This is a genomic window from Micromonospora sp. NPDC005206 (assembly GCF_040608175.1).
In the GTDB taxonomy this organism is placed as follows: Bacteria; Actinomycetota; Actinomycetes; order Mycobacteriales; family Micromonosporaceae; genus Micromonospora.
In genome coordinates, this window is the sequence record NZ_JBEXHU010000008.1 from 36562 (window position 1) to 56413 (window position 19852).

The 19852-nt window shown below is 71.1% G+C and carries 19 protein-coding genes; 12 read left to right on the forward strand and 7 right to left on the reverse strand.

What is annotated here, in order from left to right:
* The first annotated feature begins 60 nt into the window (after positions 1-60).
* The 3 genes from cysC to galT all read left to right on the forward strand — a co-directional run bounded on the left by cysC (position 61) and on the right by galT (position 3596).
* Positions 61-1590: an adenylyl-sulfate kinase gene (gene cysC, locus ABZU69_RS13585; RefSeq protein ID WP_354964672.1), complete on the forward strand. Its 1530-nt coding sequence runs from the start codon at positions 61-63 to the stop codon at positions 1588-1590.
* A 108-nt stretch (positions 1591-1698) separates the two neighbouring features.
* Positions 1699-2523 carry a DeoR/GlpR family DNA-binding transcription regulator gene (locus ABZU69_RS13590; protein WP_354964673.1) on the forward strand — a complete coding sequence of 275 codons (825 nt, stop codon included), beginning with the start codon at positions 1699-1701 and terminating at the stop codon, positions 2521-2523.
* The gene (galT, locus tag ABZU69_RS13595; RefSeq protein ID WP_354964674.1) at positions 2520-3596 is read left to right on the forward strand and encodes a galactose-1-phosphate uridylyltransferase; all 1077 of its coding nucleotides are present in this window, start codon (positions 2520-2522) and stop codon (positions 3594-3596) included. Before ABZU69_RS13590 ends, galT begins: the two co-directional genes overlap by 4 nt.
* A gap of 326 nt (positions 3597-3922) precedes the next feature.
* Here galT and ABZU69_RS13600 read toward each other — a convergent pair whose 3' ends face one another.
* Positions 3923-5140, reverse strand: a complete 1218-nt coding sequence (locus ABZU69_RS13600) for an NADP-dependent isocitrate dehydrogenase (protein WP_354964675.1) — start codon at positions 5138-5140, stop codon at positions 3923-3925.
* A gap of 138 nt (positions 5141-5278) precedes the next feature.
* Here ABZU69_RS13600 and ABZU69_RS13605 point away from each other — a divergent pair, with 138 nt between their 5' ends.
* Positions 5279-6103 (forward strand): MBL fold metallo-hydrolase, encoded by an 825-nt coding sequence (locus ABZU69_RS13605; RefSeq protein WP_354964676.1) that lies wholly within the window; start codon positions 5279-5281, stop codon positions 6101-6103.
* A gap of 113 nt (positions 6104-6216) precedes the next feature.
* On the opposite strand, the gene ABZU69_RS13610 is transcribed toward ABZU69_RS13605, so the two are convergent.
* Together ABZU69_RS13610 and ABZU69_RS13615 are read right to left on the reverse strand one after the other, a co-directional pair.
* The gene (locus tag ABZU69_RS13610; RefSeq protein WP_354964677.1) at positions 6217-7167 is read right to left on the reverse strand and encodes a malate dehydrogenase; all 951 of its coding nucleotides are present in this window, start codon (positions 7165-7167) and stop codon (positions 6217-6219) included.
* Between the two features lie 150 nt (positions 7168-7317).
* Positions 7318-8178 (reverse strand): bifunctional methylenetetrahydrofolate dehydrogenase/methenyltetrahydrofolate cyclohydrolase, encoded by an 861-nt coding sequence (locus ABZU69_RS13615; RefSeq protein ID WP_354964678.1) that lies wholly within the window; start codon positions 8176-8178, stop codon positions 7318-7320.
* Positions 8179-8625: 447 nt separating this feature from the next.
* Here ABZU69_RS13615 and ABZU69_RS13620 point away from each other — a divergent pair, with 447 nt between their 5' ends.
* From ABZU69_RS13620 to ABZU69_RS13640, 5 genes are all read left to right on the forward strand, one after another.
* Complete coding sequence (locus tag ABZU69_RS13620; RefSeq protein WP_354964679.1) at positions 8626-10224, forward strand: ABC transporter substrate-binding protein; 1599 nt, start codon at positions 8626-8628, stop codon at positions 10222-10224.
* Positions 10225-10419: 195 nt separating this feature from the next.
* Positions 10420-11358 (forward strand): ABC transporter permease, encoded by a 939-nt coding sequence (locus ABZU69_RS13625; RefSeq protein ID WP_089019049.1) that lies wholly within the window; start codon positions 10420-10422, stop codon positions 11356-11358.
* Positions 11351-12307, forward strand: coding sequence for an ABC transporter permease (locus ABZU69_RS13630; RefSeq protein WP_354964680.1), 957 nt, complete (start codon positions 11351-11353; stop codon positions 12305-12307). Before ABZU69_RS13625 ends, ABZU69_RS13630 begins: the two co-directional genes overlap by 8 nt.
* 7 nt (positions 12308-12314) lie before the next feature.
* The gene (locus ABZU69_RS13635) at positions 12315-13352 is read left to right on the forward strand and encodes an ABC transporter ATP-binding protein (RefSeq protein WP_354964681.1); all 1038 of its coding nucleotides are present in this window, start codon (positions 12315-12317) and stop codon (positions 13350-13352) included.
* Positions 13336-14367, forward strand: coding sequence for a dipeptide ABC transporter ATP-binding protein (locus ABZU69_RS13640; RefSeq protein WP_354964682.1), 1032 nt, complete (start codon positions 13336-13338; stop codon positions 14365-14367). Before ABZU69_RS13635 ends, ABZU69_RS13640 begins: the two co-directional genes overlap by 17 nt.
* A gap of 116 nt (positions 14368-14483) precedes the next feature.
* Here the strand turns inward: ABZU69_RS13640 and purH are convergent, their stop codons facing one another.
* On the reverse strand, positions 14484-16055 hold the full coding sequence (purH, locus tag ABZU69_RS13645; RefSeq protein WP_354964683.1) for a bifunctional phosphoribosylaminoimidazolecarboxamide formyltransferase/IMP cyclohydrolase: 1572 nt from the start codon (positions 16053-16055) through the stop codon (positions 14484-14486).
* The gene (purN, locus tag ABZU69_RS13650) at positions 16052-16672 is read right to left on the reverse strand and encodes a phosphoribosylglycinamide formyltransferase (RefSeq protein ID WP_354964684.1); all 621 of its coding nucleotides are present in this window, start codon (positions 16670-16672) and stop codon (positions 16052-16054) included. Before purN ends, purH begins: the two co-directional genes overlap by 4 nt.
* Before the next feature lie 178 nt (positions 16673-16850).
* Here purN and ABZU69_RS13655 point away from each other — a divergent pair, with 178 nt between their 5' ends.
* Both ABZU69_RS13655 and ABZU69_RS13660 read left to right on the forward strand, forming a co-directional pair.
* Positions 16851-17150 (forward strand): CD225/dispanin family protein, encoded by a 300-nt coding sequence (locus tag ABZU69_RS13655; protein ID WP_354964685.1) that lies wholly within the window; start codon positions 16851-16853, stop codon positions 17148-17150.
* A 26-nt stretch (positions 17151-17176) separates the two neighbouring features.
* Positions 17177-17731 carry a DUF4190 domain-containing protein gene (locus tag ABZU69_RS13660; RefSeq protein WP_354964686.1) on the forward strand — a complete coding sequence of 185 codons (555 nt, stop codon included), beginning with the start codon at positions 17177-17179 and terminating at the stop codon, positions 17729-17731.
* A gap of 69 nt (positions 17732-17800) precedes the next feature.
* Here ABZU69_RS13660 and ABZU69_RS13665 read toward each other — a convergent pair whose 3' ends face one another.
* Positions 17801-19090: a DUF6350 family protein gene (locus ABZU69_RS13665; protein ID WP_354964687.1), complete on the reverse strand. Its 1290-nt coding sequence runs from the start codon at positions 19088-19090 to the stop codon at positions 17801-17803.
* Between the two features lie 201 nt (positions 19091-19291).
* On the opposite strand from ABZU69_RS13665, the gene ABZU69_RS13670 reads away from it, so the two are divergent.
* Complete coding sequence (locus tag ABZU69_RS13670; RefSeq protein WP_354964688.1) at positions 19292-19558, forward strand: DUF4190 domain-containing protein; 267 nt, start codon at positions 19292-19294, stop codon at positions 19556-19558.
* A gap of 9 nt (positions 19559-19567) precedes the next feature.
* Here ABZU69_RS13670 and ABZU69_RS13675 read toward each other — a convergent pair whose 3' ends face one another.
* Positions 19568-19798 (reverse strand): GNAT family N-acetyltransferase, encoded by a 231-nt coding sequence (locus ABZU69_RS13675; protein WP_354964689.1) that lies wholly within the window; start codon positions 19796-19798, stop codon positions 19568-19570.
* Between the last annotated feature and the right edge of the window lie 54 nt (positions 19799-19852).

The window sequence follows — 19852 nt, forward strand, 5'->3', positions numbered from 1 at the left end:
CCTCGACCGATCGGCGGTCGGCTGCGAAACTGTGTGCCGGTCAGCGAGTGGGGGGTGTGGATGAGCAACGGCTGGGTGCTGCCCGACGAGGTGCTCCGGGACGCGCCGGCGTACACGCCGCGTCCGGGCGAGCTCGCGGATCTTGAGCTGCTGCTGACCGGCGCGTACGCCCCCCTGACCGGCTTCATGACCCGCGCCGATCTGGTCTCGGTCAGCCGACGCGGGCGGCTGGCCGACGGCACGCCGTGGCAGGTCGCGGTGGCCCTCCAACTGCCCGCCGCGCTGGCCCAGGGTTTCGATCCGCGCGATCCGGCCCGCCGGGCGCTGGTGCTGACCGACGGCGAGGGCGCGCCGGTGGCCGCCTTGGACGTGGCGGACGTCTGGCCGGTACGCGACGGCGTGGCCGGGGTGGGCGGCCAAGTCCGGCGGCTGGGTGACGGTGGCCACGGGCCGTTCCAGCGACTGCGCCGCAGCCCGGAGGAGGTCCGCGCGCTGCTGCCGCCGGGCCGGGTGCTCGGAGTGATCGCCGACCGGCCGCTGCACCGGCCGCAGCTTGCCCAGATCGCCCACGCCGCGCGCACCCTGGCCGCGCACCTGCTGGTGATGATCCCGGTCGGTGAGGGTGGCGTCGCCGGGCTCCCGCCGGAGGCTCTGGTGCGCAGCATCTTCGCCGCCCGGGACCGGATGCCGCCGGCCACCCTGGTCGCGGTGCCACTGTCGCACCGTCGGGAGGAGATCGCCGATGCGCTGCTGCGCGCACGGGTCTCCGCCGCGTACGGGGTCACCCACCTGCTCTCCACCGGGGAGATGCTCTCCGGAGCCGGGCTGCGGGTGCTGGTGCCGCGCGAGCTGGCGTACGACAACCGGGACGGGCAGTGGCGCTGGCGGGAGGACATCCCGCCGCGCAACCGCCGTCTCGCGCTGACGCAGGAGGAGATCGACGACCTGCTGGACCGGGGCTTCCCGCTGCCGGAGTGGCACACCCCGCCCGCGGTGGCGAAGGAGCTGGCCCGGGCCCGGCCACCGCGCCGGCACCGGGGCCTCGTGGTCTTCCTGACCGGGCTCTCCGGCTCCGGCAAGTCGACCATCGCCCGGGGCCTGGCGGACGTGTTGCGCGAGAGCGGCGACCGCACGGTGACCCTGCTCGACGGGGACGTGGTGCGCCGGGAGCTCTCCGCCGGGCTGGGCTTCAGCAAGACGGACCGGGATCTCAACGTCCGACGGATCGGCTGGGTGGCCGCGGAGATGGCCCGGCACCGTGGGGTGGGCATCTGCTGCCCGATCGCCCCGTACGCGGCGGCCCGCGCCACCGCTCGTGAGATGGCCCTGGCCGCGGGGGCCGGTTTCGTGCTGGTGCACGTCGCCACCCCGCTGGAGGTGTGCGAACAGCGAGACCGCAAGGGCCTGTACGCGCGCGCCCGGGCCGGCCTGCTCACCGGCATGACCGGCATCGACGACCCGTACGAGGAGCCGACGGACGCGGACCTGGTGGTGGACACCACCGATCTGAGCGTGCCGGAGGCGGTGCAGGCCGTGCTGCACCACCTGACCGAGACCGGCTGGGTGGAGATGAAGACCCCGTCCGCCTGAGCCGGCCGTACCCCGTTCCTTCCACCGCTACCGGCTACGCGCTAGTGTTCATCTTTGTTGGAACACGTTTGACCGCGTGAGAGTACGTGGACCCGGGAGGCACGGCGGATGCTCGCTCAGCAGCGGCAGGCGGCCATCCTGGAGCGGGTCCGGTCGACGGGCGGCGTCCGGGTGACCGAGCTGGCCACCGAGTTCGGCGTCTCCGACATGACCATCCGGCGCGACCTGGAGGCGCTGCACGAACGCGGCCTGCTGGCCAAGGTGCACGGCGGCGCCACGGCGGCCGGCCCGAGCTCGACCGACGAGCCGGGCTTCCACGCCAAGTCGGTCCGCCAGCTGCCCGAGAAAGCCGCCATCGCGGACCGGGCCGCCCAGTTGGTCCGGTCGGGTGCCGCGGTCGCGCTCTCCGCCGGCACCACCACCGCCGAGCTGGCCCGCAGGCTGGTGGACGTGCCCGGCCTGACCGTCGTGACCAACTCGCTGCCGGTGGCCGAGATCCTGCACGCCGGCGGCCGGCCGGACCAGACGGTGGTGCTCACCGGCGGCGTACGCACGCCCTCGGACGCGCTGGTCGGCCCGCTCGCGGTCGACGCCGTCCGGACGCTGCACCTGGACCTGCTCTTTCTCGGAGTGCACGGCATCAGCGAACGGGCCGGCTTCACCACCCCGAACCTGATGGAGGCGGAGACCGACCGGGCACTGGTCGCGGCGGCGGACCGGTTGGTGGTGCTCGCCGACCACACCAAGTGGGGCACGGTGGGCATCTCCTCGATCGTCGAGCTGGCCGCGGCGCACGTCCTGGTGAGCGACGACCGGTTGCCTCCGCCCGCGCGACAGGTACTCGAGGAACAGGTGGGCGAATTGATCATCGTGAAGGCGACGGGGGCGGGCCGCATGACGCGCACGCCGACGAGTGAGGGGACGGCGCAGTGAAGCGCACCGCGATCGACCTGGCCGACGGCCGGGAGCTGATCTACTTCGACGAGCGCGACGACGCTGTCCGCGACCAGGCGGACCGCCGGCACCTTCCGCCGCCGCCCCCCGCGTCCCAACTGCGCTACGACCCGCTGACCGACGAGTGGGTGGCGGTCGCCGTGCACCGGCAGACCCGCACCTTCCTCCCGCCAGCGAACGAGTGCCCGCTCGACCCATCGGTCGGCGACCGCCTGACCGAGATCCCGGCCCCCGACTACGACGTGGTGGTCTTCGAGAACCGCTTCCCGTCGCTGAGCGGCCGGGTGACCGACGAGCCCGGGGAGATCACCCCGTTCACGCCGGCCCGGCCGGGCCTCGGCCGGTGCGAGGTCGTCTGCTTCACCTCGGACCACAACGCCTCCTTCGCGAGCCTCCCCCCGAGCCGGGTCCGCACCGTTCTGGACGCGCTCGCCGACCGGACCGAGGTGCTCGGCGAGCTGCCCGGCGTGGAGCAGGTGTTCTGCTTCGAGAACCGGGGCGTCGAGATCGGTGTCACGCTGCACCACCCGCACGGGCAGATCTACGCGTACCCCTTCGTGACGCCGCGCACCCGGGCGCTGCTGGCCGCGGCACGCCGGCACGCCGAGCGGACCGGCGGAGGCAACCTCTACGCGGACGTGCTGGCCGCCGAACGCGCTGCCGGCGACCGGGTGGTCGTCGAGAACGAGCACTGGACGGCGTTCGTGCCGGCGGCGGCCCGCTGGCCGTTCGAGGTGCACGTGGCGCCGCGCCGCGTCGTGCCGGACATCCCGGCGCTCAGCGACAGCGAGCGGGACGCCTTCGGGCCGCTCTACCTGGACCTGCTGCGCCGCTTCGACGGGCTGTTCGACATGCCGATGCCGTACATCGCCGCGTGGCACCAGGCGCCGGTGCGGATCGACCGCGAGCTGGGCCACCTGCACCTTCAGCTGTTCAGCATCCGACGCGCCAAGGACAAGTTGAAGTACCTGGCGGGCTCCGAGTCCGGGATGGGCGTCTTCATCAACGACATCTCCCCCGAACGCGCCGCCGACCTCCTGCGCGCCGCCTGAAGGAAGGGCCCCTTATTAACGCCGGGTGCATAGGAAGGGGCCCTTCCTAACGCCTGACACCCGGGAGACAGGGCGCGGGGGGCCCGGGACAGGGCCCCCCGCAGGGAAGGGACGGCTGGCTGTGCTCGACACAGCCGGGAAGGCTGGCTGATCGGCACGCATGCCGCGGGTCGACCGCGGTCAACCTTCCTGGACGCGACTGGCATCTCGTCCACCCTGGTCAACGAGGCGCGCCGGCCGGGGTGACGCGGGCGGTGTGTCGACCACGGACACGCCGGAGCCCGCCGGCGGGTGCCGACGGGCTCCGTTGCTGCGGTACGCGTGGATCAGGCGCCGATCTTGCGCGCCAGGTTCTCGTCGAGCGCGTTCATGAACTCGTCGGTGCTCAGCCACGGGGCGTCCCGCGAGATGAGCAGCGCGAGGTCCTTGGTCATCTGGCCGCCCTCGACGGTGTCGACGATGACCTGCTCCAGGGTGTTGGCGAACTCGGTCACCGCCGGCGTGCCGTCCAGCTTGCCCCGGTGGGCGAGGCCCCGGGTCCAGGCGTAGATCGACGCGATCGGGTTGGTCGAGGTCTTCTCGCCCTTCTGGTACTGCCGGTAGTGCCGGGTGACCGTGCCGTGCGCGGCCTCGGCCTCGACGGTACGACCGTCCGGGGAGAGCAGGACCGAGGTCATCAGACCCAGCGAGCCGAAGCCCTGCGCGACGGTGTCCGACTGCACGTCACCGTCGTAGTTCTTGCAGGCCCAGACGTAGCCGCCCTCCCACTTGAGCGCGGCGGCGACCATGTCGTCGATCAGCCGGTGCTCGTAGGTGATGCCGGCGGCGGCGAACTCGGCCTTGAACTCGTTCTCGAACACCTCGGCGAAGATGTCCTTGAACCGGCCGTCGTACGCCTTGAGGATGGTGTTCTTGGTGGACAGGTAGACCGGGTAGTTGCGGTCCAGGCCGTACCGGAACGAGGCCCGGGCAAAGTCCCGGATCGACTCGTCGTAGTTGTACATGCCCATGGCGATGCCGCCGCCGGAGAAGTTGGCGACCTCCATCTCCATCGGCGCGCCGCCGTCGGCCGGGGTGTAGGTGACGGTCACCTTGCCGGGGCCGGGGACGACGAAGTCGGTGGCCTTGTACTGGTCACCGTGGGCGTGCCGGCCGATGATGATCGGCTTGGTCCAGCCGGGGACCAGCCGCGGCACGTTGGACATGATGATCGGCTCACGGAAGACGACGCCGCCGAGGATGTTGCGGATGGTGCCGTTGGGCGACCGCCACATCTTCTTCAGGCCGAACTCCTCCACCCGGGCCTCGTCCGGGGTGATGGTCGCGCACTTGACGCCGACGCCGTGCTCCTTGATGGCGTTGGCGGCGTCGATGGTGACCTGGTCGTCGGTCTCGTCACGGTGCTGGATCGACAGGTCGTAGTAGTGCAGGTCGACGTCGAGGTAGGGCAGGATCAGCTGCTCCCGGATCTGCTTCCAGATGATCCGGGTCATCTCGTCGCCGTCGAGCTCCACGACCGGGTTGTTTACCTTGATCTTCGCCATCGGCCGGCGCTCCTCTCGGGGGACACGTGCTCAAGCAGTACGAGCGTACTGGAAACAGGCCGGCGGCCCCCAGCCGGCCTCGACCGGCCGGCGGAAACCGGGCTGCACGGCGCAGAAGTCTCCTGACATCATCGCCCGATGCCACTGAGCCGCACCCTCGGGTCTATCACGGTCACCGCGCTCACCGACTCCGAGGGTGCCTTCTTCCAGCCCCGGACGGAGGCGTTTCCGCACGCCACAACGGCGCACTGGCGGGAAGCCGACCGGCGCGACCCCACCTCGGTGACCGCCGACGGGCAGTGGTGGCTGTCCTTCCGCAGCTTCGCCGTCCGGGCCGGCGACGGGCCGGTGACCCTGGTCGATGCCGGGATCGGGCCGGCCGACGCGCCCGCCGGGAGCTGGGCGCCCGTACCCGGTCGGCTGCCCGCCGAACTGGCCGCCGCCGGCATCGACCCCGCCGACGTCGACACGGTCGTGCTCACCCATCTGCACAGCGACCACATCGGCTGGGCGGTGACCGGCACGCCCGGCCGGCCGTACTTCCCGAACGCGAGCTACCTTGTGCAACGCGCCGAGCTGGACGCCGCGGAGACGATCAGTCCCGGGCTGCCGGCCGGCCTGGTCGCGCCGTTGCGCGCCGCCGGCCAGCTCCGGGTGGTCGACGGCGAGACCAGCCTCACCCCGGCGGTACGACTGCTGCCCACCCCGGGACACACCCCCGGCCACCAGTCGGTGCTCCTGACGGCGGCCGACGAGCGGATGCTGCTCACCGGCGACCTGCTGGTGCACGCCGTGCAACTCGTCGACCCCAACCTGGCGTACGCCCACGAGGTGGACCCGGAACTCGCCCGCGCCTCCCGGCTGGCCGCCCTGCGCACCCTCAACCCCACCCTCCTGGCCACCCCCCACCTGGGCACTCCCTTCACCCCCTTCACCCCGCTCCCCCCGTTCCCAGCTTGTTGATCAAGAGGTTTGCGTCAGGAACCGCGGTCGCGGTGACGCAAACCTCTTGATCACGGGGGTGGATCGGGGTGGGGGGACAGCGAAGGGCGCCCTTCGCGGAGCGGTGGTTCGGGTCACATGTTCGCGACGTCGCCCTGCTTGGCGCGGACGGCCTCGGCGGCCGCCAGGAGGCTGGCCCGCTCGTCGGCGTCCAGGTCGGTCTCGACGACCCGCTTGACGCCCTCGGCGCCGATCTCGGCCTCGACGCCCAGGTAGACGCCGTCGATGCCGTACTCGCCGTCGACCCACGCGCAGACCGGCATGGCCTCGCCGGAGTCCTCGGCGACGGCCTTCGCCATCCGGGCCGCCGCGGCGGACGGGGCGTAGTACGCGGAACCGGTCTTGAGCAGCGCGACCACCTCGGCGCCACCGTTGCGGGTCTTGACCACCAGCTCCTCGATCTGCGCCGCCGGCATCGCCTCCCGCAGCGGCTTGCCGTTGACCGTGCTCTTCGAGGGCACCGGGACCATGGTGTCGCCGTGCGAGCCCAGGGTCAGCGTGCGGACCGACGCCACCGGCACGTTGAGCGCCTCGGCGACGAAGTTGCTGAACCGGGCACTGTCGAGCATGCCGGCCTGGCCGAGCACCCGGTTCTTCGGGAACTGGGTGGCGAGCTGCGCCAGGGCGGTCATCTCGTCCAGCGGGTTGGAGACCACGATGACGACGGCGTTCGGGGCGTACTTGGCGACGTTCTCGGCGACCTGCCGCACGATCTTGGCGTTGGTCTCCAGCAGGTCCATCCGGCTCATGCCCGGCTTGCGCGGCAGGCCAGCGGTGATCACCACGACGTCGGAGCCCTCGATGGCCTCGTAGCCCTCGCCGTTCGGGCCGGTGGTCGCGCCGACCACCTTGGTCTCGAAGCCCTCGATGGCCCGCGACTGGTTGAGGTCGAGTGCGAGACCCGCGGGCTTGCCCTCCACGATGTCGGTGATCACTACGGTGTCGAAGACGTCGTACTCGGCCAGGCGCTGTGCGGTGGTGGAGCCGTAGAAGCCAGCCCCGACGACAGTGACCTTCTTACCCATGGTCGTCCCACTCCCTGATACCAGTCGGTTTTCCGGACCGTATCAGTCATCCTGGCACCGATCAGGTCAGGGGCGGATGGTTACGGCCTGGTTCGACACGGAACGTCCGCTCACCCGCACGAGCGTCCGCAGGGTGCCCTTCGTTACACCTCAGCCGCGCTCGGCGCGTTCGACGACGTTGCTGAGCAGCATCGCCCGGGTCATCGGGCCGACGCCGCCGGGCATCGGGACCAGCGCGCCGGCCGTCTCGGCCACGCCCGGGTCCACGTCGCCGGTGTACCGGCCCTTGCCGTCCGCGCCGATCACCCGGGTGATGCCGACGTCCACCACCACCGCGCCAGGACTGATCATGTCGGCGGTGAGCAGGCCCGGTACGCCGGCCGCGACGATGACGATGTCGGCGGCCCGGGTGTGCGAGGCGAGGTCGAGCGTGCCGGTGTGGCACAGGGTGACGGTGGCGTTCTCACTGCGCCGGGTGAGCAGCAGCCCGAGCGGACGGCCGACGGTGTTGCCCCGGCCGACCACCGCGACGGTGGCGCCGCGCAGCGCCACATCGTGCCGCCGGAGCAGCTCCACGATGCCGCGCGGCGTGCAGGGCAGCGGGCCGTCGTAGCCGAGGACGAGCCGGCCCAGGTTGACCGGGTGCAGGCCGTCGGCGTCCTTGGCCGGGTCGATCAGCTCCAGTACCCGTTGGGTGTCCAGGTGGGCCGGCAGCGGCAGCTGGACGATGTAGCCGTGGCACGTCGGGTCGGCGTTCAGCTCGGCCAGGACGTCGTCGACCTGCTGCTGGGTGGCGTCGGCCGGCAGCTCCCGGCGGATGGAGGCGATGCCCACCTCGGCGCAGTCCCGGTGCTTGCCGTTGACGTACGCCTGGCTGCCCGGGTCCGCCCCGACCAGCACCGTGCCCAGCCCGGGGGTGATGCCACGCTCCGCGAGCGCCTTCACCCGTATCCGCAGCTCATCCTTGATCTCCGCCGCGGTCGCCTTGCCGTCCAGAAGCGTCGCCGTCACGACCAGATCGTCTCACGGCCACCGCCGACCGTTCGGACGACCTCAGTCCGGGACCGGCTGCCGAGATCCCTGCCACTCGCCGCCGGTCACGAACTGTGACGTGTCGCTAGTCACTCTCCGTGACGTTTTGTGGAGCTGATCACCGCCGAACCGGACAGGTCGGCACAGCAGGGTGGGGGGCGGCATTCGACCCAGAGCAGGCCAGCGAGGGCGGAGGCACCACAACAGGCGTGAAATCGACCGGCGAAAAAGCAGGTCAGTCCGGTTAAGCCCCGTCTGGGGTAGCAGGCCTCCCCGCACTCGGCAAGGAAAGCCATCCCGGACCGTTATGCAGCCGCAACCGGCTCGTTGCCGAAGGCGGTTGCCCGACCTACCGTTACCCCTTGTTGCGCAGCGTAAACCCAGCGTCGGGCTTGACTGCGCAGCGTGAGGAGATGAGGAGGCTCAATGCGAGTTCGTAGGCTCGCCGCCTGGACCGCCCTCCCGCTCGCGGTGACGCTGGGCCTCGCGGCCTGCGGCAGCGGCGGAGACGGTGGGTCCAGCAGCGGCAGTTCAGCTGTCAGCATCCAGATCGCGGAACCGAAGCACCTGGTTCCGACCAACACCACCGAGACGTCCGGTGCGCAGGTGCTCACCGGCCTGTTCTCCCCGCTCGTCGACTACGACGCCCAGAACAAGCCGTACGAGGTCGCGGCCGAGTCCGTGACGTCGTCGGACAACAAGGTCTGGACGGTCAAGCTCAAGGACGGCTACACCTTCCACAACGGTGAGAAGGTCACGTCCGAGGACTACATCAACGCCTGGAACTACGGCGCGTACGCCCCCAACGGGCAGGACAGCAACTTCTTCTTCGAGAAGATCGCTGGCTACCCGGACCTGCAGGGCAAGGCGCCGAAGGCGAAGGAGATGTCCGGTCTGAAGAAGGTCGACGACCTCACCTTCCAGGTGACGCTCGCCGACCCGTACATCGACTTCCGGACGATGCTCGGCTACACCGCGTTCTACCCGATGCCGGAGGCCGCGTTCTCGGCCCCGGGCGTGCTCAAGGACTCCTACGAGCAGGCGCCGATCGGGCAGGGCCCCTTCAAGATGAAGGGCACCTGGCAGCACGACAGCAAGATCGTTGTCGAGCGGTACGACGCCTACCCGGGCGAGAAGCCCAAGGTGAAGGACGTCGAGTTCCGGATCTACCAGCAGCTCACCGCGGCCTACGCGGACGTCCTGGCGGACAACCTGGACGTGCTGCCCACGATCCCGACCGAGAGCCTGAGCACCGCTCCGACCGACCTGGGTGACCGGTACAAGACCAGCCCCATGTCGTCGTTCCAGTTCCTCGCGTTCCCGACGTTCGACAAGGACTACAGCAACCCGGACGTGCGCAAGGCCATCTCGATGGCGATCGACCGGGACGAGATCAGCAAGTCGGTCTTCAAGGGTTCGCAGCAGTCGGCCCGCTCGTTCGTCTCGCCGGTGCTGCCGGGCTACCGGGACAACACCGCTGGTGCGGCCGGGGAGTTCAACCCGACCGAGGCCAAGAGGCTCTACCAGGCCGCCGGCGGCCCGTCGAAGATCGTCATCTCCTACAACGGGGACGGCGGCCACAAGGACTGGGTCGACGCCACGGTCAACCAGCTGAAGACCAACCTGGGTGTCGACGTCGTCGGCTCGACCGAGCCGAAGTTCGCCGACCTGCTGACCAAGGTCGAGAAGAAGCAGCCGGTGGGCATGTTCCGGATGGGTTGGGTCATGGACTACCCGACCATGGAGGACTACCTCGGCCCGCTGTACAGCACCAACGGTTCGTCGAACTACTACGGCTACAGCAACCCGGAGTTCGACAAGCTCGTCAAGGAGGGTTCCGCCGCCAAGACGCAGGACGAGGCGATCGCCAAGTACCAGCAGGCGGAGGACATCCTGGCCAAGGACATGCCGGTCATCCCGCTCCGCTTCGGCGAGAACGTGTTCGGCCACTCGTCCAAGGTCAAGAATGTCGAGATGGACCTGTTCCAGCGGGTCAACCTCGTCAAGATCGAAGCAGCCAGCTGAGCTGACCATGGTGCGGGCCACCCGGGCGATGACGCCCGGGTGGCCCGGACCGCGCTCCCCGGGCCCGGACAACGGACCCGGCATCGGTAGCGCCGGCCATCCCCGGGCCGAACGGCAGGCATCCCGGATATTTCGGGTACGACCAGAGATGCCGTCCTGCGACCCTTTCGCACATTTCCGGAGAGACTGCTAAGCATGTTCCGCTACATCTTGCGGCGCCTACTGCAGATGGTCCTGGCGTTCTTCGGGACCACCCTGATCGTCTACGCGCTGATGTTCGCCGGCCAGGGCGACCCCATCCAGGCGCTCGCCGGCGAGCGCCCGGTGACCGAAGCCCAGCGGGCCTACCTGACCGAGAAGTACCACCTGGACGCCACCGGCGTCGGCGGCTTCTTCTACCGCTACTTCGACTACGTCAAGAGCCTGCTCCAGGGCGACCTCGGCCAGTCGCTGACCGGTCGCCAGATCGGCGACATCCTGCAGGCTGCCTGGCCGGTCACCGTGAAACTCGCGCTCATCGCGCTCGCCGTGGCGATCATCTTCGGAGTCACCGCCGGCGTGGTCGCCGGCATCCGCCGGGCCAGCATCTTCGACAACTCGACGCTGGTGCTGACCCTGCTGGTGCTGGGCATCCCGACCATCGTGCTGGCGCCCCTCGCGCAGTACTTCCTGGGCGTCAAGTGGCAGCTCTTCCCGCCCACCGCCGGCTCCGAGCCGACGTTCTACGCGCTGCTGCTGCCGGGCATCGTGCTCGGCTCGCTGTCGCTGGCCACCGCGCTGCGACTGACCCGCACCTCGGTGGCGGAGAACCTGCGCGCCGACTACGTACGGACCGCCCGGTCCAAGGGCCTGGTCAAGCGCCGCATCGTCACCGTGCACGTGCTGCGGAACTCGCTCATCCCCGTGGTCACCTTCCTCGGTGTGGAACTGGGCAACCTGATGAGCGGCGCGATCATCACCGAGGGCGTCTTCAACATCCCCGGCGTGGGCTTCAACCTCTTCCGCGGCATCCGCACCGAGGACGGCCCCCTGGTGGTGGGCATCGTCAGCGTGCTCGTCGTGGTCTACCTGGTCTCGAACCTGGTGGTGGACGTCCTGTACGCCGTACTCGACCCGAGGATCCGCTATGAGTGACTTTGAAACTGTGGCGGCCACCGAGAACCAGGCCGCACGCCGTGGCCCCTCGGGCGAGCCGGGCACGCCGAACCAGATCGGCGCGGCGAACAAGGCCCGCAGCCTGGCCGGGGACGCCTGGCGCGACCTGCGCCGCAACCCGATCTTCTGGATCTCGCTGGCGCTGGTCGTCGTTTTCACCCTGATGGCCCTGGCCCCCGGGATCTTCACCGCCAACAGCCCGAACGACTGCGTGCTCTCCCGGCAGCACGCCGGACCGTCCGGAGGCGCGATCTTCGGGTACGACTTCCAGGGCTGCGACACGTACTCCCGGGCGGTCTACGGCACCCGGGCCTCGCTGCTGGTCGGCGCGCTCTCCGCGCTCGGGACCGGGGTCATCGCGCTGGTGGTCGGCATGGTGGCCGGCTACTTCGGCCGCTGGGTCGACGCGGTGCTCTCCCGGGTGATCGACGTGGTGCTCGGCATCCCGCTGCTGCTGGCCGCGATCGTGCTGCTCAAGCGAGTGTCCAGCGACAGCGTGAACGCCCGGATCGCCGCGGTGATCTTCGTGCTGGCGATCCTGGGTTGGACCACGGCCGCCCGGGTCGTGCGCTCCTCGGTGATCACCGCCAAGGAGCAGGACTACGTGGCGGCGGCCCGGATGCTCGGCGCCGGCCACGGCCGGATCATGTGGCGGCACATCCTGCCGAACTCGCTGGCCCCGGCCATCGTCGTGCTGACCATCGCGCTCGGCTCCTTCATCGCCGCCGAGGCGACGCTCTCGTTCCTGGGCATCGGCCTGAAGGCGCCGACCATCTCGTGGGGCCAGGACATCGACACCGGCCGCATCCACATGCGGGAGGCGGCCACGCCGCTGATCGTCCCGTCGGCCTTCCTCGCGCTGACCGTGCTGGCGTTCATCATGCTCGGCGACGCGATCCGTGACGCCTTCGACCCGAAGCTGCGGTGAACCTCTCATGACCCACTCCACCGTCCAACCCACGCCCGCCTCCGCCACGCCCGAGGGCGGCCACCTGCTGGAACTCCGGGACCTGCACGTCGAGTTCCGGACCAACGAGGGTGTGGCCCGGGTGATCAACGGCGTGTCCTACCACCTGGACGCCGGGGAGACCCTCGCCGTACTCGGCGAATCCGGCTCCGGCAAGTCGGTCACCGCCCAGGCGATCATGGGCATCCTGGACACTCCGCCCGCGGTCATCCGCTCCGGCCAGATCCTCTACCAGGGTCAGGACCTGCTCACCCGCTCCGAGGAACAGCGCCGGCAGGTCCGCGGCAAGGAGATCGCGATGATCTTCCAGGACGCGCTCTCCGCGCTGAACCCGGTGTTCCCGGTCGGCTGGCAGATCGGCGAGACGCTGCGCCAGCGCGACGGCATGTCACGAACTGACGCCCGCCAGCGTGCCATCGAGCTGATGGACCTGGTCAAGATCCCGGGTGCCGCAAAGCGGATCGGTGACTACCCGCACCAGTTCTCCGGAGGCATGCGGCAGCGCGTCATGATCGCCATGGCGCTGGCGCTGAACCCGAAGGTGCTGATCGCCGACGAGCCCACCACGGCGCTCGACGTCACCGTGCAGGCCCAGATCATGGACCTGCTGGCCGACCTGCGCCGGGACCTGAACATGGCGATGATCCTGATCACCCACGACCTGGGCGTGGTCGCCGGCGTCGCGGACCGGATCGCGGTCATGTACGCCGGCCGGATCGTCGAGCACGCCGACGTCCGCTCGCTCTACAAGGCGCCGGCCCACCCGTACACCAAGGGGTTGCTGGAGTCGATCCCGCGGATGGACGTCCGCGGCCAGGAGCTGTCGACGATCAAGGGGCTCCCGCCGAACCTGATGCGCATCCCCTCCGGTTGCCCGTTCCACCCCCGGTGCCCGTACGTGCAGCAGGTCTGCGTGGACGCGGTGCCGCACGACCTGGTTCTCGGCGACGGCCGGACCAGCGCTTGCCACTTCGCGCAGGAGGTCCGTGATGACAGCGCCCGCTAGCTCCACCAAGGTCCGGGGCGAGACCATCCTCTCCGTCGACAACCTGGTCAAGCACTTCCCGATCAGTCAGGGCGTGTTGTTCCAACGGCAGATCGGCGCGGTCAAGGCCGTCGACGGCGTGAGCTTCGAGCTGCGCCGCGGTGAGACGCTGGGCGTGGTCGGCGAGTCCGGCTGCGGGAAGTCCACCCTCGCCCGGCTGCTGATGCGGCTGGAGACGCCCACCTCCGGGAGCGCCACCCTCGAGGGCAAGGACCTCTTCAAGGCGTCCGGGGCCGAGCTGCGCCGGCTGCGCCGCAACATGCAGATGGTCATGCAGGACCCGTACACCTCGCTCAACCCGCGGATGACCGTCGGCGACATCATCGGTGAGCCCTTCGAGATCCACCGCGACGCCGCGCCGAAGGGCAGCCGGGATCGACGGGTCCAGGAACTGCTCGATGTGGTCGGGCTCAACCCGGAGCACATCAACCGGTACCCGCACCAGTTCTCCGGCGGTCAGCGCCAGCGCATCGGCATCGCCCGGGCGCTCGCGCTGCGGCCCGAGGTGATCGTCTGCGACGAGCCGGTGTCGGCGCTGGACGTCTCCATCCAGGCCCAGGTGATCAATCTGCTGGAGCAGCTCCAGGACGAGTTCGGGCTCTCGTACATCTTCATCGCCCACGACCTCTCCGTGGTGCGGCACATCGCCGACCGGGTCGCGGTCATGTACCTCGGCCGGATCGTCGAGACCGGCACCGAGGACGAGATCTACGAGCGGGCCACCCACCCGTACACCCAGGCGCTGCTCTCGGCGGTGCCGGTCCCGGACCCGGAGGCGCGCGAGCAGCGCAACATGATCCGGCTGGTCGGCGACGTGCCCAGCCCGGCCGACCCGCCGAGCGGCTGCCACTTCCGGACCCGCTGCTGGAAGGCCCAGGACATCTGCGCCGTCGAGGATCCGCAAACCGTGCCCCGCGCCGCAGACCCACACCCGTCGGCCTGCCACTTCGCCGAACTCCGCCCAACCGCTGCCTAACCCCACCCGGGCCCCGGGCGCCCAGCGCCGTTGATCATGAAGTTATTGTCCCGACACGCCGATCAGCCGCGCAATAACTTCATGATCGCCGGGCCGGGGACCGGCCCGGCCGGTGGTTAGTGGAAGAAGTGGCGGGTGTTGGTCAGGTACATGGTGACGTTGGCTTCCTTGGCCGCGGCGATGACCTCTTCGTCGCGGATCGAGCCGCCGGGCTGCACGATGGCGCGGACGCCGGCGTCGATGAGGATCTTCGGGCCGTCGGCGAACGGGAAGAACGCGTCCGACGCGGCGACGGACCCCCGGGCCCGGTCGGCGCCCGCCCGGCTGACCGCCAGCTGAGCCGAGTCGACCCGGTTGACCTGCCCCATGCCGACCCCGACGGTGGCGCCGCCCCGGGCGAGCAGGATCGCGTTGCTCTTCACCGCGCGGACCGCCCGCCAGGCGAACGCGAGGTCGCGCAGCAGTTCCTCGTCCGCCGCCTCCCCGGTCGCCAGCCGCCAGCTCGCCGGGTCGTCGCCGGGGGCGTCCACCCGGTCGGCGACCTGGGTCAGCACGCCACCGGTCACCGGCCGCCACTCGACCCTCGCCGGGTTCCAGGCCGGCGCGCGCAGCAGCCGGATGTTCTTCTTGCCCTGCAACACCTCCACCGCGCCCTCGTCGAAGCCGGGGGCGACGACCACCTCGGTGAAGATGTCGGCCACCTGCCGGGCCAGCTCGACCGAGACCGACCGGTTGACCGCGATCACCCCGCCGTACGCCGACACCGGGTCGCAGGCGTGTGCCTTGCGGTGCGCCTCGGCCACGTCCGCGCCCACCGCGATGCCGCACGGGTTGGCGTGCTTGATGATCGCGACGGCCGGCTGGTCGGCGAAGTCGTTCGCAGCCCGCCAGGCGGCGTCCGCGTCGACGTAGTTGTTGTAGGACATCTCCTTGCCGTGCAGCTGCTCGGCCTGGGCCAGCCCCGCCGGAGCGTCCGGGTCGGTGTAGAGCGCGGCCGGCTGGTGCGGGTTCTCCCCGTAGCGCAGCACGGCGGACTTGCGCAGCGCCTGCCCGGCGAACGCCGGCCAGGAGTCGTCGGCCGGTGCCAGCTCCTGCGCGCACCACTGGGCCACCGCCACGTCGTACTCGGCGATGTCGGCGAACGCCCGGGCGGCCAGCGCGCGGCGCTCGGCGAGGGTGAACCCGCCCTCGCCGAGCGCGGCGTGCAGCGCCGGGTACCCGGACGGGTCGGTGAGCACGGCTACCGACGCGTGGTTCTTGGCGGCGGCTCGGACCATGGCCGGGCCGCCGATGTCGATCTGCTCCACGCACTCCTCGACGCCGGCGCCGGAGGCGACGGTCGCCTGGAACGGGTAGAGGTTGGAGACCAGCAGGTCGAACGCGGCCACTCCCAGCTCGTCGAGCTGCGCCACGTGGGTGTCCTTGCGCAGGTCGGCGAGGAGACCGGCGTGGACCTTCGGGTGCAGGGTCTTCACCCGGCCGTCGAGCACCTCGGGGAAGCCGGTCACCGTCTCCACCGGCGTCACCGGCACGCCGGCGGCGGCGATGGTGCCCGCCGTGCTGCCGGTGGACACGATCTCCACACCGGCCGCGTGCAGGGCCTGGGCCAGCTCGACCAGCCCGGTCTTGTCGTAGACGCTGACCAGCGCCCGCCTGATCGGGCGGCGCCCGTCCTGAGTGGAACTCACGGAACCGTGACCTTCCTTCCGGTGATGGTCCAGCCTTCGCGGACCAGACGGCCGACCTGCTCGACGAGCTGGCGCCGCTCGGCTTCCTTGATGCGCTCGGTGAGCGCCTCCACGTCGTCGGAGTCGAGCACCGGAACCGCGACCTGCGCCACGATCGGCCCGGTGTCCATGCCGGCGTCGACGAAGAAGAGCGTGGCCCCGGTGAGCTTCACGCCGTAGGCGAGAGCGTCGCGCGGGCCGTGGATGCCGGGGAACGCCGGCAGCAGGGTGTTGTGTGTGTTCAGGTAGCGGTCACCGAAGGTGGCGAGGAAGTGCGGGCCGACCAGTTTGAGGAACCCGGCGGAGATGACCAGGTCGGGTTGGTGCTTCGCGACGTGCGCGGTGAGCGCGGCGTCCCAGCCCTCCCGGGTGTCGTGGTCGCGGACCCGCTCGACGAACGTCGGCACGCCGGCGGCCGCGGCCCGGTCCAGGCCCGCGATGCCTTCGCGGTCCGCGCCGACCGCGACGACCTGCGCGCCGTACGCGGGGTCGGCGGCGGCGTCCAGCAGCGCCTGCAGGTTGCTTCCGGAGCCGGAGACGAGGACGACGATGCGGGCGGCGGACGCGGGCTCGGTCACCGGGCCACCCTATCGGGCAGGTCAGGGCGCCCATCGGCTGGGCGGCGCGCCGATCTTTGACAGTGCTGACGGGCATCGACCCGGTACGCTGCCGGTCGCTCGGGCTGGACGCTGTGCCGGCCCGCACCCCCGTCGCTGATCCGGCACGCCAGCCGTGTCGTTGGAATGAGGAGCACCCGTGCAGCCCGGTTACCACCCCCAGCAACAGCCGCCGCCGATCAACAACAACATGACGATGTCGATCGTCGCCATCTTCCTCTTCTGGCCGCTGGCCATCCCGGCGATCATCAACGCGTCGAAGGTCAACCCGCTGCTCCAGCAGGGTGACTTCGCCGGGGCCCAGGCGGCCGCGGCGGAGTCGCGGAAGTGGTCGAAGTGGGCCCTGATCGTGGGCATTGCGTGGTATGCCATCTTCTTGGTGTGCTGTGCTTTGGGCGGTCTGGGCGCGATCATGAGTAGCGACAACAGCAGCTACTGACGAAACCAGTCCAAGGAGCTTCTCGAATGCAGCCCGGTAACCCCGGTCAGGACCCGTACGGCCAGCAGCCCAATCAGGACCCGACCGCCCCCCAGCCGCCGCACGACCCGTACGCCCCGCCGCCGGCCGCCCCGTACGGCCAGCAGCCGCAGAACCCGTACGGCCAGCAGCCGGCCGCCCCGTACGGCCAGCAGCCCACCTCGGGGCAGCCGTACGGCCAGCAGCAGCCGTACCAGGACCCGTACGGCCAGCAGCAGCAGCAGCCGCCGTACGGCACGCCGACGTACCCGAATGCCGGCTACCCGCAGCAGCAGGGACAGAACAACACCCTCGGCCTGGTGTCGATGATTCTCGGCATCGCGTCGATCCCGCTGCTCTGCTGCTTCTACCTGGGCATCCCGCTCGGCATCGCGGGCGTGGTGACCGGGTACCTGGCCCGGCAGAAGGTCGCCCAGGGCCAGGCCAGCAACGCCGGGCAGGCCAAGGCCGGCCTGATCTGCGGCGCTGTCGCTGTCGGGCTGGGCATCCTGCTGATCATCCTGAGCGTCGTGGCGCAGGTCAATCTGCCGACCCAGCCCTGACCGGTTCGGTCGTGACGGGGCGCTCCGGATTCGTCCGGGGCGCCCCGCGGTCGCACCGGCGGCGCGCGGCTACTGAGCTGGGACGCGGGTGAGTGCGCGGGTGGCGGCGGCGCCGAGCAGCGCGCCAACCGCGATGACACCGGCCGTCACGAGCCCGACCTGCCAGGCCACCGGCCCGAGCTGCGCCAGCCGGCCGGCGCCGAGCGGACCGCCGGAGATCTCGGCGGCCACGCCGACCAGCACGCCGGCCACCGGCCCGGCCAACGCTGCTGGCGTCAGCAACTGGGCCCAGCGCCGCGGGGCCCGCTCCGGGCCGGCGACCCGGGCCACGCGGCGGGCGAGCAGCCAGCCGGCGACCATCCCGGCCAGCACCGGCACCGCGAGCAGCAGGGCGCCGAGGCCGTCCACCGGGCCGCGCGGCAGGCCGGCGAGCAGCGGTACGGCCGGCAGTGCGCCGACCGACACCTCGCTGGTGCGGACTGCGGTGTCGGTGCCGACCGCGAAGCCCGGCCCGAGCAGATAGCTCGTCGACCAGATCGCGGCGTTCGGCGCGTACGCCACGCTGACCAGCGTGATCCCGGCCTGCCCGGCCACGCCGGTCCGGTACGCCCCGATCATGTCGGCCGCGTCTCCACCGCCGGTGGCCACCGCCAGGCCAGCCGCGCCGGCACCCGCCCCGAGCAGCAGCAGCACGGCCACCAGCCCGGTGCGCACGCCGTCCCGTAGTGGCCGCGGCATCCGGGCGACGAGCAGCCGGGTGACGGCGGTGATCCGGGTCGCGCCGACCAGCGCGGCGAGCGTGCCGACGACCGCGAACGTGGCCGCCGCCCGTACCGGGGACACCGCCGGCCCGCCGGCGCCGACCAGCACCGCCGCCAGGGCGCCGAGCAGCGCGTACGCGATGCCGACCGCGCTCGCGGCGAGCAGTGCCCGGGGTGGTGAGCGGGTGTCGCGGGCGCCGATCGCACGGCTGACGTGCACGCCGGCCCGGGTGAGCCGCCAGAGCGCGAGCACGGTCAGCGCCAGCGGGGCGAGCGCGAACGGGCCGGACTCGGTGCGCAGCGGCACACCGTGCCCGAGGAGCCAGCCGGCCAACGCGGTGCGCAGGGTGCCGCTCAACGTCGCGGAATCCGCGCCGAGCCGGACCAGGCCGAGCACGATGGCGACCGGCAGGTACGAGGTGAGTGCGGCCCAGCCGGCGGCCACCCCTGCGGCGACGGGCAGTGGTGCGCGCCCGCGCGGCGACCCACCGGCGCGGGGCGCGGGCACCCGCCGGGCCGGCGCGGCACGGCCGACGGGCCGGTCGTCGGCGCTCACACCGCCGGCACGGCTGGGATGGTCAGGGGTGACGGGGGACATCGGCTCTACTCTGGCACGTCGCGGGTGCGGGAGCAGTCCGTTAACTCACCCCGAAGGGCGGCGAGTTGACCGAATCCGGCTTCGGGACGCCCGGCCCGGTCTAGCCTCGGCCCCGAGGGGTCGGCTGTCACCGCCGCCCGGGTCGGGTCCGCCGGTCGCGGTCCAGGTCGGCCCACCGCCCATGACCGCCGGGAGGACGCCGTGACGAGCGCATACCCCCCACCCCCACCCCCACCGGCGAGGGGACGGGACCGGACCACCCTCTGGGGCGTGCTGGGCATCGTGCTGGGCCTGATCTGCTGCGGCATCCTCGGCATCGTCTTCGGCTACCTGTCCATCCGCGACGCCCGGCGGTACAACCAGTCGCCGGTCCTCGGCTATCTCGCCATCGCGTTCGGCGTGATCAACATCATCGGAGGAGCGGTCCTGCGCTCCACCGGCAACTACCCGTTCTGGAACAACGACTGAGCGGACTGGTCAGCCGACGAGTCGACGCTCGTACCGCAGGCCGGGGCGGCCGTCGCCACGGATCTCGCCCGTCACGGTGAATCCGGTGCGTGCCAGCACCGCCTGGGACGCCGGGTTGTCGAGGGTGGTCACCGCGGTGAGCACGGCGAGCCGGTAGTCGGTGGCGGCCAGATGGCACACCTGCTCGACCGCGGCCCGCGCCACGCCCCGGCCGGCGGCCCGCTCGCATACGGAGCGCAACCACGCAGTGGTACGCGCAGGGGGCCGACCGGAACCGGTCGACCCCCTGCGGTG

Coding starts and splice junctions, on each gene's coding strand:
- ABZU69_RS13665 (WP_354964687.1), bottom strand. CDS start 19,090: ATGTCCCCCGTCACCCCTGACCATCCCAGCCGTGCCGGCGGTGTGAGC.
- ABZU69_RS13610 (WP_354964677.1), bottom strand. CDS start 7,167: ATGGGTAAGAAGGTCACTGTCGTCGGGGCTGGCTTCTACGGCTCCACC.
- ABZU69_RS13635 (WP_354964681.1), top strand. CDS start 12,315: ATGACCCACTCCACCGTCCAACCCACGCCCGCCTCCGCCACGCCCGAG.
- ABZU69_RS13630 (WP_354964680.1), top strand. CDS start 11,351: ATGAGTGACTTTGAAACTGTGGCGGCCACCGAGAACCAGGCCGCACGC.
- ABZU69_RS13620 (WP_354964679.1), top strand. CDS start 8,626: ATGCGAGTTCGTAGGCTCGCCGCCTGGACCGCCCTCCCGCTCGCGGTG.
- ABZU69_RS13590 (WP_354964673.1), top strand. CDS start 1,699: ATGCTCGCTCAGCAGCGGCAGGCGGCCATCCTGGAGCGGGTCCGGTCG.
- ABZU69_RS13605 (WP_354964676.1), top strand. CDS start 5,279: ATGCCACTGAGCCGCACCCTCGGGTCTATCACGGTCACCGCGCTCACC.
- ABZU69_RS13660 (WP_354964686.1), top strand. CDS start 17,177: ATGCAGCCCGGTAACCCCGGTCAGGACCCGTACGGCCAGCAGCCCAAT.
- cysC (WP_354964672.1), top strand. CDS start 61: ATGAGCAACGGCTGGGTGCTGCCCGACGAGGTGCTCCGGGACGCGCCG.
- ABZU69_RS13600 (WP_354964675.1), bottom strand. CDS start 5,140: ATGGCGAAGATCAAGGTAAACAACCCGGTCGTGGAGCTCGACGGCGAC.
- ABZU69_RS13640 (WP_354964682.1), top strand. CDS start 13,336: ATGACAGCGCCCGCTAGCTCCACCAAGGTCCGGGGCGAGACCATCCTC.
- ABZU69_RS13625 (WP_089019049.1), top strand. CDS start 10,420: ATGTTCCGCTACATCTTGCGGCGCCTACTGCAGATGGTCCTGGCGTTC.